The organism is Legionella rowbothamii (genome assembly GCF_900639985.1).
In the GTDB taxonomy this organism is placed as follows: Bacteria; Pseudomonadota; Gammaproteobacteria; order Legionellales; family Legionellaceae; genus Legionella; species Legionella rowbothamii.
Map to the genome: position 1 here is coordinate 69,338 of NZ_CAAAIM010000009.1, position 14,952 is coordinate 84,289.

Consider the following 14,952-nt stretch of genomic DNA (forward strand, 5'->3'; position numbering starts at 1 on the left):
TTTTTAGGCCTTTATTTTTTGATATAAATACGCGCAAAATGGCAATAGAAAACACCACATTACTCCGATGAAAAGACAAGTAGTGATGCTGCCATAAGGAAAAAAAGCTGCCCCCAGCACTCCTCCAATGTGAAATGCCAAGGAAAAACCGACACCTGCCAAAAGTCCAAGTAAAAATAGATGATCAAATAGCTTACTTAATGTGGCATATAAAACAACGGTAAAACTTATCCATAGAGTTATCATCCATGGAGAAGTAAAATAGGGAGAAAAAGGATTTGCAGAATAAATTACAATCCCTTTATAAACCAGAGTACTATCGAATAGAGTACTAATAGAGATGACTATTGCTAATAAAAGCCATAGCCCTTGTAGAGATCTTCCCGTTTGATGCTGCCAGTACACTTGTAACCCTACAAAAAAAACTACCATAAGAGGACTTATCCATGCATATCCCCGAGCAGCAAGAATAATGCAAGCAAACCAAGCGAGATAATAAGCAGTGGTATGAATCAGATAATGTAGTGTATTCATCATCTTTTAAGCCACAAGGCATGAATATTGCTTATATAGTTAGTCTGAAAACCTGCCGCACAATAAAAAAAGTAGAATTCCCACATGCGGATAAACGATTCCGTAAATCCTTGAGCAAGAATTTCCTGCTTGTTTTTTAATAAATTTTTATGCCAATCATTTAAAGTGGGAACATAATGGTGGCCTATGTCTTCGAATGATAGCAATTGTAGTGTAGTTTGGTTGGCAATTGATTTACTTATGGAATGCACTGAGGGCAGACAACCCCCAGGAAAAATATATTTTTTAATAAAATCAACCTCATCTTTTGCTGCTTCATAAGCTTGATCATTAATTACAATTGCTTGTAAGAAAAATAAGCCGGCGGGCTTTAGTAGTTGATGGCATTGATGAAAAAATGTATCAAAATATTTATGTCCGACTGCCTCAATCATTTCGATTGAAACCACTTTATCATATTGTCCGCAAAGGTTTCTGTAGTCTTCTTTTAATAATTCAATTTGATGGTTTAAGCCCAATTGATTGATTTTTTCTTTGGTATAAAGATATTGCTTTTCTGAAATAGTCGTTGTGGTTACCTTACATCCATATTCTTGAGCCACGTAACAAGCAAATCCGCCCCATCCTGTGCCTATTTCCAAAATATGATCCGAGGGTTTTAATTGCAATGCGACGCAAATGGCCTGAATTTTTTTCTTAGACGCCTGCTCCAGACTGATGCCTGATGGTTTATAAATAGCGCATGAATACATCATGGAAGGGTCGAGAATTAATCTAAAGAAATGATTGCCTAAATCATAATGGGCCAGAATATTCTCTTTAGCGCGACGAATCGAGTTAATTTTCAATTTGTAGCTTACTGTTCTCATCAGACTGAAAAAACGGGCGATGGGGCTTTCAATATTATTGAAGAGGGAGTCATTTTTAATAAACAGTGTAATCAATTTTTGTAGATCGCCGGTATCCCAATCCCCATCAATGTAACTTTTTCCAGCACCAACAGAGCCTTCGAGTAGAATTGTTCTGTACGCGTTGGGATTATTTATAACGATAGTAGCAGTTAAGGCATCTTCTTTGTGTTCCTGACCAAAGATATAGCTACCTTCATAATCATTGACTTCGATCCTTCCATGTGTGATGCCATTTAATAACCTGAGAAAGATTTTTTTGCATAATCGGGCGTTCAGGGCTGATAAATAATTATTTTGAGTCATTCTGTGTCCTTTCCTTTGAGCTTGGATGCGCATGAAATGGAACTCCCTTAAGCCATAATTTTAATGCTTGCCAGTAAATTGCTACTGCAACTTTATAGGTAACTAAAGGATGTTGCCAGAATACTTTTTTTATTGACGAAGTATCTTCAGCCTTTAAAATTAATGTCGCATCAAAATTCTTTTTTCCCTCACAATAGTTTTCCATATGAACGACTATTTTTTGTTTATTTAATTTTAAATTAAGTTGATAAGTATAATTCATGGACATAAAGGGAGATACATGCAGTTCCTTTTGAAATTTATAAGAATAGATTTCATTTTTAGGTTGGCCCAAATGCTTTAAAACATAATTATGCCGTTCTCCCCAAGGGGTATTAGTGACTTCCAAAATTAAATAGTCCAAATATTGATTCGCTTCATCAAAGATAAAATAAATACTGATGGGGTTAAAACAATATCCCAAGCAACTAAGATGGGTTAATAAATATATTTTACCCGTTGGGTAAATCTTATACCGATCCATAACTAATTGACGAGCATAATCATCAAGAGGGATTGGGGATTGGTTCAGGTAATCTTTTCGTCGAAATGAAAACCAATTGAACTTCTCTATGGAAACGTGTTTAATTTCTTTGAAGACAGTATTTATCTTAGCTAAATCAACCCAGAACATGAATAATTTATATGAGAATTGATGCTGTTTTGGAAAAAAGCGGCGATGTCTTACATAACCTGTAAAAATTTGATGGTTCATCATCTAGGTTCCTATGAGCTTACAGGCATTGATTGCACTATTGACACCATCTTCATGAAATCCATAGCCCCAATAACTTCCCACATAGTATGTATTATTTATCCCATTAATCAAATTAATGTGTTTTTGAGCTTTTAACGCAGAGATATTCAAACATGGATGTGCATATTTAAATGATTGAATTATTTGATTTTCTGCAATTTCATTTGTTAGATTAACCGATACAAAAAAATCATGATTGGAACGAATTGATTGCAGTCGGTTCATATAGTAGGTAAGGGTTGGCGCAGTACCCTCGTTATCGAGATAATTCCAGCTTGCCCAAGCTCTTTTATTTTTAGGCATTACATTTCTGTCTTTATGAAGGACTACTTCATTCTCAGTGTATTTTATTGCCGATAAAATGTTGATTTCTTCAGGAGTAGGTTTCTCGAGCATCGTCAAGGCTTGATCGCTATGAGTAGCGCATACGACTGCATCAAAGATGTGTTCTTCAGAATTCACGAATATCTTAACCTTATTAGCTTCTCGTATTATTCGCCCTACCTTTGAGTTTAAGTAAACTTGACCTTTTAGCCGCTCAATCATGGGGGTAATGTAGTTTTTGGAGCCTTGTTTAATAACATACCAAGTAGGTCGATTGAACACATCCAGAAGGCCATGATTATTATAAAATTGTAATATAAAGAAAGCAGAACATTTTAGGGTATCTTCTTTATTTTTAGACCAAATAGCAGCCATCATGGGTACAAGATAACATTCTCTAAATTGCTCCGAGTACTTGTTTCCCATGATGAATTCATTAATAGATAGTTCGAGATTATTTGCCTGAGTTAAGAATTTTTTTGCGTGGGAATTAAATAAAATAATGTCTTTTATTAGGTGATAAAAGTCTAATTTAAGCAGGTTGCGACGGTCTGAAAAAAGGGTATTTAGATTATAGCCATTGTACTCCAACTCCCGACGATCGGAGCGATAACTAAAACTCATTTCACTGGTTTGAATTGCTACATTTAACTCTTCAAGTAATTCACAGAAATTTGGATATGTTCTGTTGTTAAAAACTATAAAGCCAGTATCGATAGCATACGCAGCGTCTTCAGTTTCAACAGATACTGTGTGTGTATGGCCTCCTAGATAATCGTAAGCTTCAAATAATGAAACATCATGATTTTTGCTTAAGATATAAGCGCTCATTAAACCCGATATGCCTGAACCAATTACTGCAATCCTTTTTTTCAAAGTCATCCCTTTTTGTCCTTTTGGTTGTTAATTTATTTAAGGGAGGATACCTTGTCAAGGCGACTTGTTAGGTTTTATCTTAATCTAACACTTTATATTTTAATGTGTTCTGTGAATGCCCCATACCCTGAAAAAGCTATTGCTAAAATATGAGAACAGGAACCGCTACCGATAATTTTATTTAGAGCACGATGACCTCACACTAGACCTTAAATTGATGATGCTCTTATAACCCATGATTTCTCTCTTGCTCTGCAATGGAATGAACTGTGGATTGATTGAGCTCTTGTCGGGCACCAAACTGGTGAAAAAAGGTGGGGTCTTCATCCTTCAAAAGGCGTAAATGCCGTTCACGAAGAGTGTTCATTGTAGTGGATTTTGACCAGGATTTTCCTGTATTTTCACAATAGAATGCTTCAATCAATATAGGACCGCAGCTGCTGAGGTCCGTTTGGGGTAAAACGTTCGTTGAATACTCAATACTCATTCCATCCCCTATTAACTGGGCTTCCTGTAAATCTGCATAAAGCAGAGTAATTTGCTCCAGTTTTTCCTGCTCAGAAAGAAACCCATCAAAATAAATGAGTTTGGTAATTGTAGAGCCTACCCAATTGATTTGCATTCCTACCCAATGTTTTTTTGCGGCGTCATTAATAGGAATTAATACGCGAGCTTGAGTGTTTTCTGTCAACGCAGCATGTATTTTCCAGCTCTTTAACGTTTCTCCGATGCGCGCATATTTTGAAGAACTTTCCAGTTGCACTGCACTCAAGCAGATTGTCGGCAGAACCCCCTTCATGCGATATTCCAGTATTATATTAATGTCTTCAGCTTCATAATAATAATTTTGATTAGAAGGATAATAATTTTTAGGAACTGTAAAAATACTTAAGGGCGGCACGCTCCTGTATGGAGACTGAGCGAAACTGAGCGTATTTTCCTGAATTACCGAATTTTCCTTGGATAGGACGCCGTCGGTCGCTAATTGCGGGTTGTTTTGCTTTTTATTGGAGGAGGCGCTATGGAAAAAGCCAATATCTTTACGTTTTTTAGATGAGGACTTAGTTTTCTCAGATTGAGGTAAAACAGGGTTTACGTTTTCTTCCTCTAAATCAAGAGTATTTTTAATACTTTTTAGCTGGGTTTTTAAATTGTCGTCCATATTCGATGGTGTATTTTGAATACATTTACTTATGTAGTAGCTAAGTAGGGCATTAATAGCGCTTTCTTCTTGTTTGCATTCAGCCGCTCGTCTTAATAAAACAGAGGCGATGTGGGAGATGGATTGAGGTGAGCGATAAATTGCCAACTTATAAATAAGTGTTTGCATCTCTACCAGATTTAATCTCCTCCATAACTCATCAAGAGTTGCTGATTGAATTAATTGCTCTCTTTCCAGACCAGAGCATGTGTTTAATAGCGCAATAAAGTATTTTGCCTCTGAGGAGTTTAAAAGATCGACTAGGAAGATAGCAGGTATGTGCTTAAAAAAATCGTGGACCAGTAAAGTTGTGGGAGAACAAGTAGAAACCCAATTTCTTATGTCATTGGCAGCCACTCTTGGAATTAAATGGTTGGCCATATAGGTTTTCATGATATTTTTTAACTCAGTACGAAATATCTCTTCTTGTTGTTGCGCTATGGCATTAAAGAGAGGTATGCAGTGTTCTAGAGACGAGGGGACAGCCGCATGTTCTTCTTCTTGAGGGCTGGGCAGTTTTTCCTCTTTTTCCTGCATGTCATGAACAGGAAGGCTAAAGTCCTTGATCGGGCATGTATACGGAATAATTTTAAGTGTTCTATTTCCTTTGGGTGCACTTGTCCCGTTTTGAACTTCGTGCAACTCATCTTCGTCGTCCCAATTGTCGGTTACCACACAATGGTTATCCTGATCCAGATGATATTCTGGCTCATTGGCCAAAAACTCAGGGGCAAGCGAGAGCTGTTTTCTTTGCTCGTTCATCAAAGGGGCTATATATTGGTTATGAATGTCTTGAAATGAAAGAACATAACCGATTTTATTACCTGTCTTACGGATAACGCGTCCTACCATTTGCTCTATATCTTGCTCAGGCTGAGTCGAATTAGGTTTGCGGGCAATAATTTCCCAGGCTAAATCCGGACAATCAAAGCCAAAACGCAGTTTTTCTACTGCAATTAAAACTCCAGCATTAGAATGGGTTACAAACTCTTTGAGCTGTTTATCATGCTCCTTTTTATTGACTTTACTATGAACGGCGTAGGCGCGAATGTTGGCTTTCAGCAAATAAGCGCATAATTGTTCGCTTACCTTAATCGATGGCACATAGATAATTCCCTTGGTTTCTGCTAGGGTTAGTCCTTCTCCTTCAATGCCTGGATGATATTGATGTTGCAACAAATCGGGCAAGCAGCGCAGAAGTATCTTAACATTCGCCTTTGAATAATCCAGGTTGAAACTACACGCCACAATGGACGCATGAAAAGCTCCCTTAAAAGCATCTTGAATGCTCATCGAATACAGTGTATTTGGAATGCGATCCGGTTTGGGAGGGGTGGCACTACTGGCAATAGTGATAGGCGGTGCGTCTTTTTTGGCAAATAACGTACAGGTCCTGCCGACTTGAGAAGAATAGGCATGATATTCATCAAAAAGGACTAAAGAAGCGGAAGTCACATAAGCTTCATCTTGAGCCATCAATTTTTTGAAACTTTTCTCGCAACAAATGATAATCGTTTTCTGTTGTTTAACCCAGCGATTTTTTCCAAATAATTCCAGACAGACGCTTTGGCTATCGCTGGAAAGCTTTAAAACAGCCTCATTAGAAATACTTAAGGCATCGCCTTTCTTGGATAGAGTGGCATTATAACGGATTAAATCCTCATAAAATTGATTCACCAGATTAATGTGCGGGGTGACAATAAAAACAGGCGTATTCTCCATCGATGCGTGCCAGGCCATCAAGGCTAAGGTGGATTGAATCAGGGTTTTACCACTTCCTGTGGCCATCACAAAGCGTGATGGAAATTGATAGGCCTGAGTCACTTGTTGAATTGCTTTTTTCTGATACTCGCGCAATGCGCTCTTGGTGTAATCATAATGATTAATTAGATTATAAAAATTGGTTTTAAAATCATTGCCTTTTAATAAAGAAAGCGCCATTGCCGCAGAGGGCTTTTCGTCAATATGATTGGCAGCCGCATGGCAACGTAGCAAATTAAATTGCTGTAAAAACTTCTCATAATTCGCGTGACGTTGACGATTCACCTCAATAAGGTTATTTAGCGATTTAATCGCGTGGCGTACCTGGTGTTGCCAGGATGGTGGCGCATTCTTTAAATTCATAGGCTCGTCAAAAGAGCGTGCTTTTATTCCACTGGCAGCAAATGCATTACGGTGCTTTATGGCGCGGACAAGATGAATGTCGCTGGCTGGAAGAGTAGAAAAACCCCTCTTCTTATTCCCTTCAAATAAATAATCGAGAACAATTTGAAAATAATAATCCTCACCCCATTTTCTGGCTTGAGTGGCCTCAGGAAATAAGAAAAATAAGTGTGCTTCCTCGTGAATTAACTCGCGAATACGCGCCATATTAATCATAAAAAATTTAGAACCTAAGGTGGTAGAGGCCTTCGCCCGGCCTGAGCCTGTTGCCACACTAATGCAGCCTATGTCGCTTAAGCGGTCTTTCAACACCCCAAATAGCTCATGCCAAGATGGAGTAATCTGCAGTGAGGGGACCGCTAAATTCTTAATGTTATCATCTAGTAAGATGAATTCATTAAGTGTGTATTCATAAGCAAATAAAAAGGCAGCTAGTCGCCTTACGGTAATGGTGCCCAAATGTTCTTGATAATCCCCATTGTATTGGCTGTTCATCTTTTTGATGACTAATAGGTCAAAAGAAGGAGATAAATGAGCGAGGAATACCGGTAATTCTTCTTCAGTGCAAATAAGCGCTACTCGACTCTGTGTTAGAGGAGGAATCAAGGCGTTTTCTTTCCTGCCCGCACAGACAAAGGTTGTGATTTCACATGGATTGACGTGCTCCTGTAGCGAATATAAATCCATTTCCCAGTGCGAGGTTTGAATAGGATGACGATGTGCGGGTTCGTTTGACCTGGGTAGACTACTTACAGGAAGAAAGGAGAGTTCCTGAGATACTGTTTTTTTAGAATCCGATGCAGGGGGAACAGGGCGTTGAGGAAGAGCTATATTCGTAAGATATTTAGAGGCAATTCCCGTCTCATGATAAAGTTTAATATAAGGGGGCTCCATCGAGCGGAAACCCTGTTTGGGAGAACCGGAGGAAATAAATCGGTTTTGATGATCATTCCCATCGTGTACGACGTTATTGGAATGAGAGGGCGCTGCTTCAATTATCAGGTTAGGTAGTTCAGAAGCTGCGTCTATTTTTGAGCGTTTCGAAACTAAATAGGCTGCTGCTTCGTTTTTGGAGTTTTGGGGTAGGCTGTCCCGTTTTCTTTTCTTTAATGTGGCGTACTCAGAGTGCTGTGGTATGGTGTTTTTTTCTTTCAATACTTGAGTTAACAAGGAGGAAACGCTTTGTCCCTTTTTTGGGTCTTGGGTTGGACCAATATCTAAATAGCCGCTCGCGAATAAAGCTGGGTTCTGACTTGGCACTAGCCGTCTCTCTTCCGTGTCAGCAAGCAACCACAGCACTGTGTCACGTGCATCAGGGCCTGCAATTGGCCCGGCATTTAAATTTGCGTTATCTAATAAGCTAGGATGCTTTATTAAGAATTGGCGTCCTATGGAAGAGCGGGCAAGCAACCACAAAACAGTTATTCCTGCATGAGGTCCTTCCATTGGCCCGGTATTTAAATTTTTATTATCTAATAAATCAGGATGATTTATTAAGAATTGAAGTCCTTGGGGAGAACCGGCAAGATACCACAAGACTGTTTTCCCCGTGTCAGGTCCTTCCATTGGCCCAGTATTTAAATTTATATTATCTAATAAACCAGGATGATCTATTAAGAATTGAAGTCCTTCGATAGTACTGGTAAGCGCCCACAAAACAGTTATTCCTGCATGAGGGCCTTCCATTGGGCCGGTATTTAAATTTGCGTTATCTAATAAACTAGGATGCTTTATTAAGAATTGGCGTCCTATGGAAGAGCGGGCAAGCCGCCACAAAACAGTTATTCCTGCATGAGGTCCCTCCATTGGCCCGGTATTTACATTTTTATTATCTAATAAATCAGGATGATTTATTAAGAATTGAAGTCCTTGGGGAGAACCGGCAAGATACCACAAGACCGTTTTCCCCTTGTCAGGTCCTTCCATTGGCCCGGTATTTAAGTTTGCGTTATCTAATAAACTAGGATGCTTTATTAATAATTCACGTCCTTCTTCAAAGTTTGCAAGCAACCATAGTAATGTTATTTCAGAGTCGTGCCTTATCTTAGCATTTAAATTGACTTGACTTAATGAATCAGGATTTTGAATTAATGAGCGATGTTCTATTGGAGTAGCAAATCCCCCCAAGGCGCTTATTCCTGCTGAAAGATCTTCGGGATGGGCAGCAAATATCACCAAGGCGATTATTCCTGCTGAAAGATCTTCTTTTAAAAGCTGATTAAGATTTTTTGGGGTAAGCAAATTTCGATTTTCATTTAAAAAATTAATCCCTGATGCTGTTTTTGTCAGAGCCGATAATAATGTTATATTCGTCTCTTCAGGATTAATTTCACCTAATATTTTTGAGTGATTAATTAATAAATTAATGCCGTGAATATTAATTACTAAAAAAATTAAGTTGGTATAATCTGCATATTTACTTTGGTCAGGATTGTAATAAAGCTCATTTAAAAATGATGAGGTTAATAACCGAGGATATTTTTTTAGTATCTCTTCAGGTTCTAATCTTTCTATAATTGTTTTTAAATTATGTTCTAGAGCAGTTTCTTGAGCAAAAAAAGGAGATTCATTTTTTTCTTGCATGATTAATATCCTTTGGGCGAGATAAGAGCCAATCATCTACAATCAAAACCAATAAATATTTTGGTTGATATTTGTTTAAAGAAGCTATAATGTATCCTTATTGTATATATTTTGGAATCCATTATTTGAGAAACTAATATTTTCTTGAATGGAAATTTATGCATTGTCCACTTAGGGTATGTGCTTCCAATTAACCTTATGTTTTTATTGACATACATGCCTCATACATGATTTTTATTTCTGTTAATTTTTTAATACCTCTATATATAGTTAAAATACCGGTTGGGTGTTTATTATTAGTATTTTTGTGCCCTCCTAATCGAGCAATTTGAAAATAGACTTGCTCGAGAGTAATACTGTCAATATTCTCTAATTTCTTGTGGTAATAATATACATGAAGGGCCTCAATTTCTGATTTTTGAAAACAGTTGCTTGCAGGCCTACTTTTTGCGTGTCTGGCCTGATGTATCAGCCAGTAAGTTTGAACGGAGGCCATGTTAATCATTGTTGTCAAATTTTGAATAGCATCTCGAGTGGTATACAAATAAATCTGCTCTGCTTTATAAGCGGTTTTCAGTACTTTATGAAATGATTCGATATGCCACCTTTTCTATACGACTCCACTACAAATCTCACCTCTTCGAGCGTATTAACTGGGAGGTTAGTTAATAGTGTCCATTTACTTTCTATACCAGATGCTTCTACCACATTCATTTGAATGGGTGGCAAATTATTCTGTGGGTGGCTAGCACCACGGTGAATAGGTGGGAGCAAAACATTCTCTAAAGATTTTAAGCTAATCTCTTCGTGAGTGTCAGACTTGGCACATTGAAGAAAATCCTTACCAAGGCAAGTTTTTTGCTCAAATAAACTTGATAGTTTATTCTTGCGTGCTCTTGCGGATTTTCCGGTTGAACGGTCCGATTTGCTTCTGATTACGAATTTAAATTGCTCCTCATCATATTTAAAGTCGCTGAGAAACTATAAATCAATTTTATGAGCAATAAGAGTAAATACTTGACAATCGATCTAAATGAGAGTCAAAATATGGATTTTTGAGTCCCTCATACCTCATGCCGCAAATTACAGACTTTTCTCAATTCCTTGAAACAGAAGTAATCAGAACCAATACAGGTTATCAATATCAACTTGGTTTACCCATTATTCCTCAAGTACAACATGGGCAAGTATGTAAGTTAAATGCGCTAAGCGTAGTGTTAAATTCCTTAAATAAATTCCGCGGAATGCCAGTGCCGCTACCCATTCGAAAAAACGACGGAGAATATTCTTATTCTCTGCGACAGCTTGCTAAAGAAAAATATGGCTCCCAAGTTGGGGAAATATATAGCGCAAAAACTTTAGCCGCGATTGCTGCAGATAATGGCTACTACAAATCCACTATTTACACCGAAGAACAATTTGATAATTATGTAGACAGAATAATTTCGGCAATCAATGCTAGCGAGGCTCCTATTATTTTTTTTGATGTTAATAACGAGGGTGATCCCACATACTTAGCAAGTAATCGTGAACATGCAGTGGTTGTCGCCGGATATTTTACTAGTAATGAAAGCCAACTTTGTTTTATAGTAAGTCAATGGGGAAAGTATCATTGGATAAAGGCCGAAGATGTTTTTGTGTCAACGAGCCAATTATCCTCTTCTCGTCCACCGGAGACATTCTTCAAATATGAAGCTGGATGGTTTGACCTCTATTCTAAGCGTTTTTTTCCTCCCAATGCTTTTGAAAAACCACCTTCTGACAGAAGAAAAGCACATGAATTACCTATGGAGGACGGTGGTTTAAAAAATAAAATTTTTATCGTTCACCAACAACCTCAAACTACGAATCAACTTTCATTTTGGTCTTCGCCGACATATTTAACAACTAAAGAATCTGAACTTCTTTTTAGGCAGGATTTAATTCGTAAAAATATCGTTCATACTTCTCTATGAACAATCAAAGCTCATCTAAATAGACGATTCTCTGACTAGCTGTGCCTGGGATAAAAAAAATTTTTACTGGTCTATAAGTAGTAATACCGCTTGCCCCGGAGAAATAATCTTTCTAGCCACATTGGCATCCTATAATAACTTTATGTTTCTAAATTATAGATCTATAAACAACTAATTGAATAAAAACAATCAAAATATTAAGAGGTTTCACTTAGTAACTAAAAAGATGTAAAATATACATAAAAACGACCTTGGTGATTACGTTATGGGCAAAATGAATGAGCATGGAAAATTCACTCCGTTTCCCGGATTATCAGTTATATCTAGCATTCATTCTGAGGATGAGCCATTTTGGAAAAATATATTTAATTTTTTACAGCAAGACCCTCTGATAGCTGAGCACTATTCATTGCTTCCACTAAGCAGTTACCATATGACTACTTATAATTTATTTGTGCAAAATCATACCTCTGAAGACCAGTGGCTGGAGTTTATTGACAAGAACTTGACATTTTTTCAATTAATGCATGAGCATTTGCTGATGTTTTTAAATTTCTCCCCTTCAATTATACAAAGTACCAAGATTATTACCAAGCCCGTATTACAATTGGTAGTCGATATTTCACCCGTACAAAAAGAGAAAATTGTGAGCATTGCTTCGTTTTTTAATTTAAGCAAAAATATTGCTTTTCCTTTTCATATCACCTTGGGTTATCAACTTAAAGAATTAAATCATGCGGACCAAGAAAAGATAGAGAAAACACTATGGGCAAATGTCCATAAGCTAATGTTACCTGACACAGTTCTATCCTTAAAACCACCCACTCTAAGCTATTTTAATGATATGACCGCATTTATACCTTGGGATGGCCGTATTAATCCTTTTAGAACCTCCTCGACCAGCATGTTGGATTCCTCTCCTCCCCTACAAGAAAAACCCTTAGTAGCCAATTCTTTCTCTCAGAACAGTAATAATACCTTCTTTTCCGGAGAGAAAAATAACTCAACAAATCAAGATGAATTCACCAACAAGAACTCATTAAAGTAACTGCATTAATGTAATGAGGGCACCATCAATTTAACTGTTGCTCTAGACTATAAATTATTTAGAGCGTTTTCGCGATCTTGGAAAGGAAACCGACACGATACCTTTATCCCTTCGAAACCAATTTGCCTTGGACTTAAATATGAGGATGAAAAAAAGCGTGCTACAGTTTCTAGCTTACTCATGGAGGCAATTATATTTTAAAGCGGTCGTTTAAGTTTTTGTTAATATTTAAGTGCTACAATCCCGCATTCAAATTTTATACATAAGGGTTTGTTATGCCACACTTATCCACTGATTTTGGTGATGTGATTAGCCAAGTTTCAAAACGCAAAAGAAATACAACAGAGCCCCCTGAACCAACACTCAAAAAAAACAAGCACACACCGAATCAGGAGGGTACATTCTTTACCCCATCTGAAAAGCAAATTGCCTCAACAGCTTTATTATCATTAGCCCTAGTCCCAGAAATAATAAATCATGTTCCAGAGGAAAAATATATTAACGACAGCCAGAAGGTCAATGAATGGGTCACAGAATGGAAAGAGGAATATGGTTCTTCTTATATCTTAGAATCGCTAGGACGTGCTTTATTAGATGCAGCAACTTTATTACAGAAACAAAAATCGCCCCTTCACCAGCAAAAAAACAATCCAGTAATTCAATTTGCGGTTAAATTTTTATTAATGTCCATTGCTCATTTAGACGATCCAACTGAAGAGCAGCGGGCACTCTCATCAGTCTATGCAGCACTCTTAAAACCTTTTACCATGTTTTCTATATTTGAGTTATCCCCTAAATATTATTTAGAACATTTACGACTTCGCTTTGTCCAATCTTCGAATATGCCTAGTTTTCATAATTTAAGTATTGAGGAGATGGTAGATGTAGTATTTCAAACACTAGCCTCCACATGCACCGAAAAAGAATACGATCTCATAGTACCAGCTCTTTTGAAATCGATTCAAAATTCTGATGAGGAACATATAAGTACAGAAAGTTCCCGCAATAGCATTTAATTCATTTAAATTTAGGGCTCCGTTGCCAATTATTGGCCGGAACCCTGAATGCGGTTTTTCATAGACTACACCACACTCTATCGCTGGGTTCAGTATTACGCTCCCGAATTAAAAAAGCGACAAAAGGAGAGTGGAAATACCTGTATCGCGCAATCGATGAAGGGTGCAATACAATTGATTTTTACATTTCCCACCGCAGCAATGGCATTGCGTCGATGGGACAAATAAAAATCAATGCCACCGCCTTGCATCGCGTTTTTATGCCAGGCTAGCCGCTTTAAGATCGGGGCATAGAACTGAACTCAACGATAAACTGTGGTGGGATCCAATTTAAGACCACGTTCCTTAACCATTTTTTTCAAATCTCTATAGCCGATCCCGTATTTACAATCCCAACGGACACATTGCAGGATCAATTCATCCTTGAAAATGACGCCATTTAAAGGCTATAGGTTTGGTCGAACGAATAATAAAGGGAGGATTACCCTGATATTTGGATTTTTGGTTAACTGTAAAGAATTACCTGAATATTTAGCAGAGGAAAATAACCATCCTGAAGAATTTCGTCATAGCCCTCGTTAAAAATTTGCCTAATTGGGTTGGCTTCTTATACAATCCAGCCATTATTTGTAATCTCCCGCATCATTCAGAGCTAAGTGAGGAATGGTGCGGGGAGCTATATGGTTTATTTATTCTTTAATAGAGGGGCTATGTTATGAGTTTTTCATTTTTCGAAAATGATAATAAATCGGACAGGTTGGCAACAAAAGAAAATATGATGGTTGTTGGCGGGATTTTTGCTGCATGCGCATTAGCTGCGGTATCCCTGACCGCTTTTTTTGTTGCGTTAGCTGTTACAATTTGTTTTTTCGGGTACCAAGCGATGCAAGAGAAAGACGATTCAATTAGTTTTACCATTAGATTGCCATAGACAGCCAGGAGTTCTTCGTCTTGTAATGGATTATCCCTAAGTTGATGGTTATCGAACTTGGGGATAGTCGCCGCTATTTTTCTGCTGGGTTTCTGTTTGTTATTTGTTACTCTAACCCAAATCCTTGATGTTATAGGAATTCAAAAGTTAAGTTGACGATGTCCTAATAACTAATCCCGTATTTACAATACCAACGCACGCATTGCAGAATCAATTTCCCCTAGAAATGACGCCATTTGAATGTAACCGGTTTTGTTGAACGCAATCCCTTAAAATGATTAGCTTAAATTATATTCTACTTTTCGTTTTTG

The 14,952-nt window shown here is 37.6% G+C and carries 9 protein-coding genes and 1 pseudogene; 5 read left to right on the plus strand and 5 right to left on the minus strand.

What is annotated here, in order from left to right; genetic code table 11:
- Positions 1 to 3: 3 nt before the first annotated feature.
- From E1P08_RS13900 to E1P08_RS13920, 5 genes are all read right to left on the minus strand, one after another.
- Positions 4 to 537 (minus strand): DUF2878 domain-containing protein, encoded by a 534-nt coding sequence (locus tag E1P08_RS13900; RefSeq protein ID WP_242602477.1) that lies wholly within the window; start codon positions 535 to 537, stop codon positions 4 to 6.
- Positions 534 to 1,748 (minus strand): SAM-dependent methyltransferase, encoded by a 1,215-nt coding sequence (locus E1P08_RS13905; RefSeq protein WP_133137616.1) that lies wholly within the window; start codon positions 1,746 to 1,748, stop codon positions 534 to 536. Before E1P08_RS13905 ends, E1P08_RS13900 begins: the two co-directional genes overlap by 4 nt.
- The gene (locus E1P08_RS13910) at positions 1,735 to 2,505 is read right to left on the minus strand and encodes a DUF1365 domain-containing protein (protein WP_207387375.1); all 771 of its coding nucleotides are present in this window, start codon (positions 2,503 to 2,505) and stop codon (positions 1,735 to 1,737) included. The genes E1P08_RS13905 and E1P08_RS13910 overlap by 14 nt, the downstream gene beginning before the upstream one ends.
- Positions 2,506 to 3,750, minus strand: a complete 1,245-nt coding sequence (locus E1P08_RS13915) for an NAD(P)/FAD-dependent oxidoreductase (protein WP_242602478.1) — start codon at positions 3,748 to 3,750, stop codon at positions 2,506 to 2,508. It lies immediately after the preceding gene.
- Positions 3,751 to 3,970: 220 nt separating this feature from the next.
- Positions 3,971 to 9,691 (minus strand): DEAD/DEAH box helicase, encoded by a 5,721-nt coding sequence (locus tag E1P08_RS13920; RefSeq protein WP_165485193.1) that lies wholly within the window; start codon positions 9,689 to 9,691, stop codon positions 3,971 to 3,973.
- A 1,073-nt stretch (positions 9,692 to 10,764) separates the two neighbouring features.
- Here E1P08_RS13920 and E1P08_RS13925 point away from each other — a divergent pair.
- The 5 genes and pseudogenes from E1P08_RS13925 (at position 10,765) to E1P08_RS13950 (ending at position 14,641) form a co-directional block, all read left to right on the plus strand.
- Complete coding sequence (locus E1P08_RS13925; protein ID WP_133137618.1) at positions 10,765 to 11,646, plus strand: hypothetical protein; 882 nt, start codon at positions 10,765 to 10,767, stop codon at positions 11,644 to 11,646.
- A gap of 265 nt (positions 11,647 to 11,911) precedes the next feature.
- Complete coding sequence (locus E1P08_RS13930; RefSeq protein ID WP_133137619.1) at positions 11,912 to 12,694, plus strand: DUF1868 domain-containing protein; 783 nt, start codon at positions 11,912 to 11,914, stop codon at positions 12,692 to 12,694.
- A gap of 275 nt (positions 12,695 to 12,969) precedes the next feature.
- A complete protein-coding gene (locus tag E1P08_RS13935) occupies positions 12,970 to 13,710 on the plus strand; it encodes a hypothetical protein (RefSeq protein WP_133137620.1) in 741 nt (246 codons plus the stop codon).
- 60 nt (positions 13,711 to 13,770) lie between these two features.
- Positions 13,771 to 13,913 (plus strand): annotated as a pseudogene (locus E1P08_RS13940) (DDE-type integrase/transposase/recombinase); the annotation flags it as partial.
- 512 nt (positions 13,914 to 14,425) lie between these two features.
- Positions 14,426 to 14,641: a hypothetical protein gene (locus tag E1P08_RS13950; protein ID WP_133137621.1), complete on the plus strand. Its 216-nt coding sequence runs from the start codon at positions 14,426 to 14,428 to the stop codon at positions 14,639 to 14,641.
- The last annotated feature ends 311 nt before the right edge of the window (positions 14,642 to 14,952 follow it).

What these genes read in the sequence shown, in the direction of transcription:
- E1P08_RS13900 (WP_242602477.1), bottom strand. Translation starts at nt 537, where the DNA reads ATGATGAATACACTACATTATCTGATTCATACCACTGCTTATTATCTC.
- E1P08_RS13905 (WP_133137616.1), bottom strand. Translation starts at nt 1,748, where the DNA reads ATGACTCAAAATAATTATTTATCAGCCCTGAACGCCCGATTATGCAAA.
- E1P08_RS13910 (WP_207387375.1), bottom strand. Translation starts at nt 2,505, where the DNA reads ATGATGAACCATCAAATTTTTACAGGTTATGTAAGACATCGCCGCTTT.
- E1P08_RS13915 (WP_242602478.1), bottom strand. Translation starts at nt 3,750, where the DNA reads ATGACTTTGAAAAAAAGGATTGCAGTAATTGGTTCAGGCATATCGGGT.
- E1P08_RS13920 (WP_165485193.1), bottom strand. Translation starts at nt 9,691, where the DNA reads ATGCAAGAAAAAAATGAATCTCCTTTTTTTGCTCAAGAAACTGCTCTA.
- E1P08_RS13925 (WP_133137618.1), top strand. Translation starts at nt 10,765, where the DNA reads ATGCCGCAAATTACAGACTTTTCTCAATTCCTTGAAACAGAAGTAATC.
- E1P08_RS13930 (WP_133137619.1), top strand. Translation starts at nt 11,912, where the DNA reads ATGGGCAAAATGAATGAGCATGGAAAATTCACTCCGTTTCCCGGATTA.
- E1P08_RS13935 (WP_133137620.1), top strand. Translation starts at nt 12,970, where the DNA reads ATGCCACACTTATCCACTGATTTTGGTGATGTGATTAGCCAAGTTTCA.
- E1P08_RS13950 (WP_133137621.1), top strand. Translation starts at nt 14,426, where the DNA reads ATGAGTTTTTCATTTTTCGAAAATGATAATAAATCGGACAGGTTGGCA.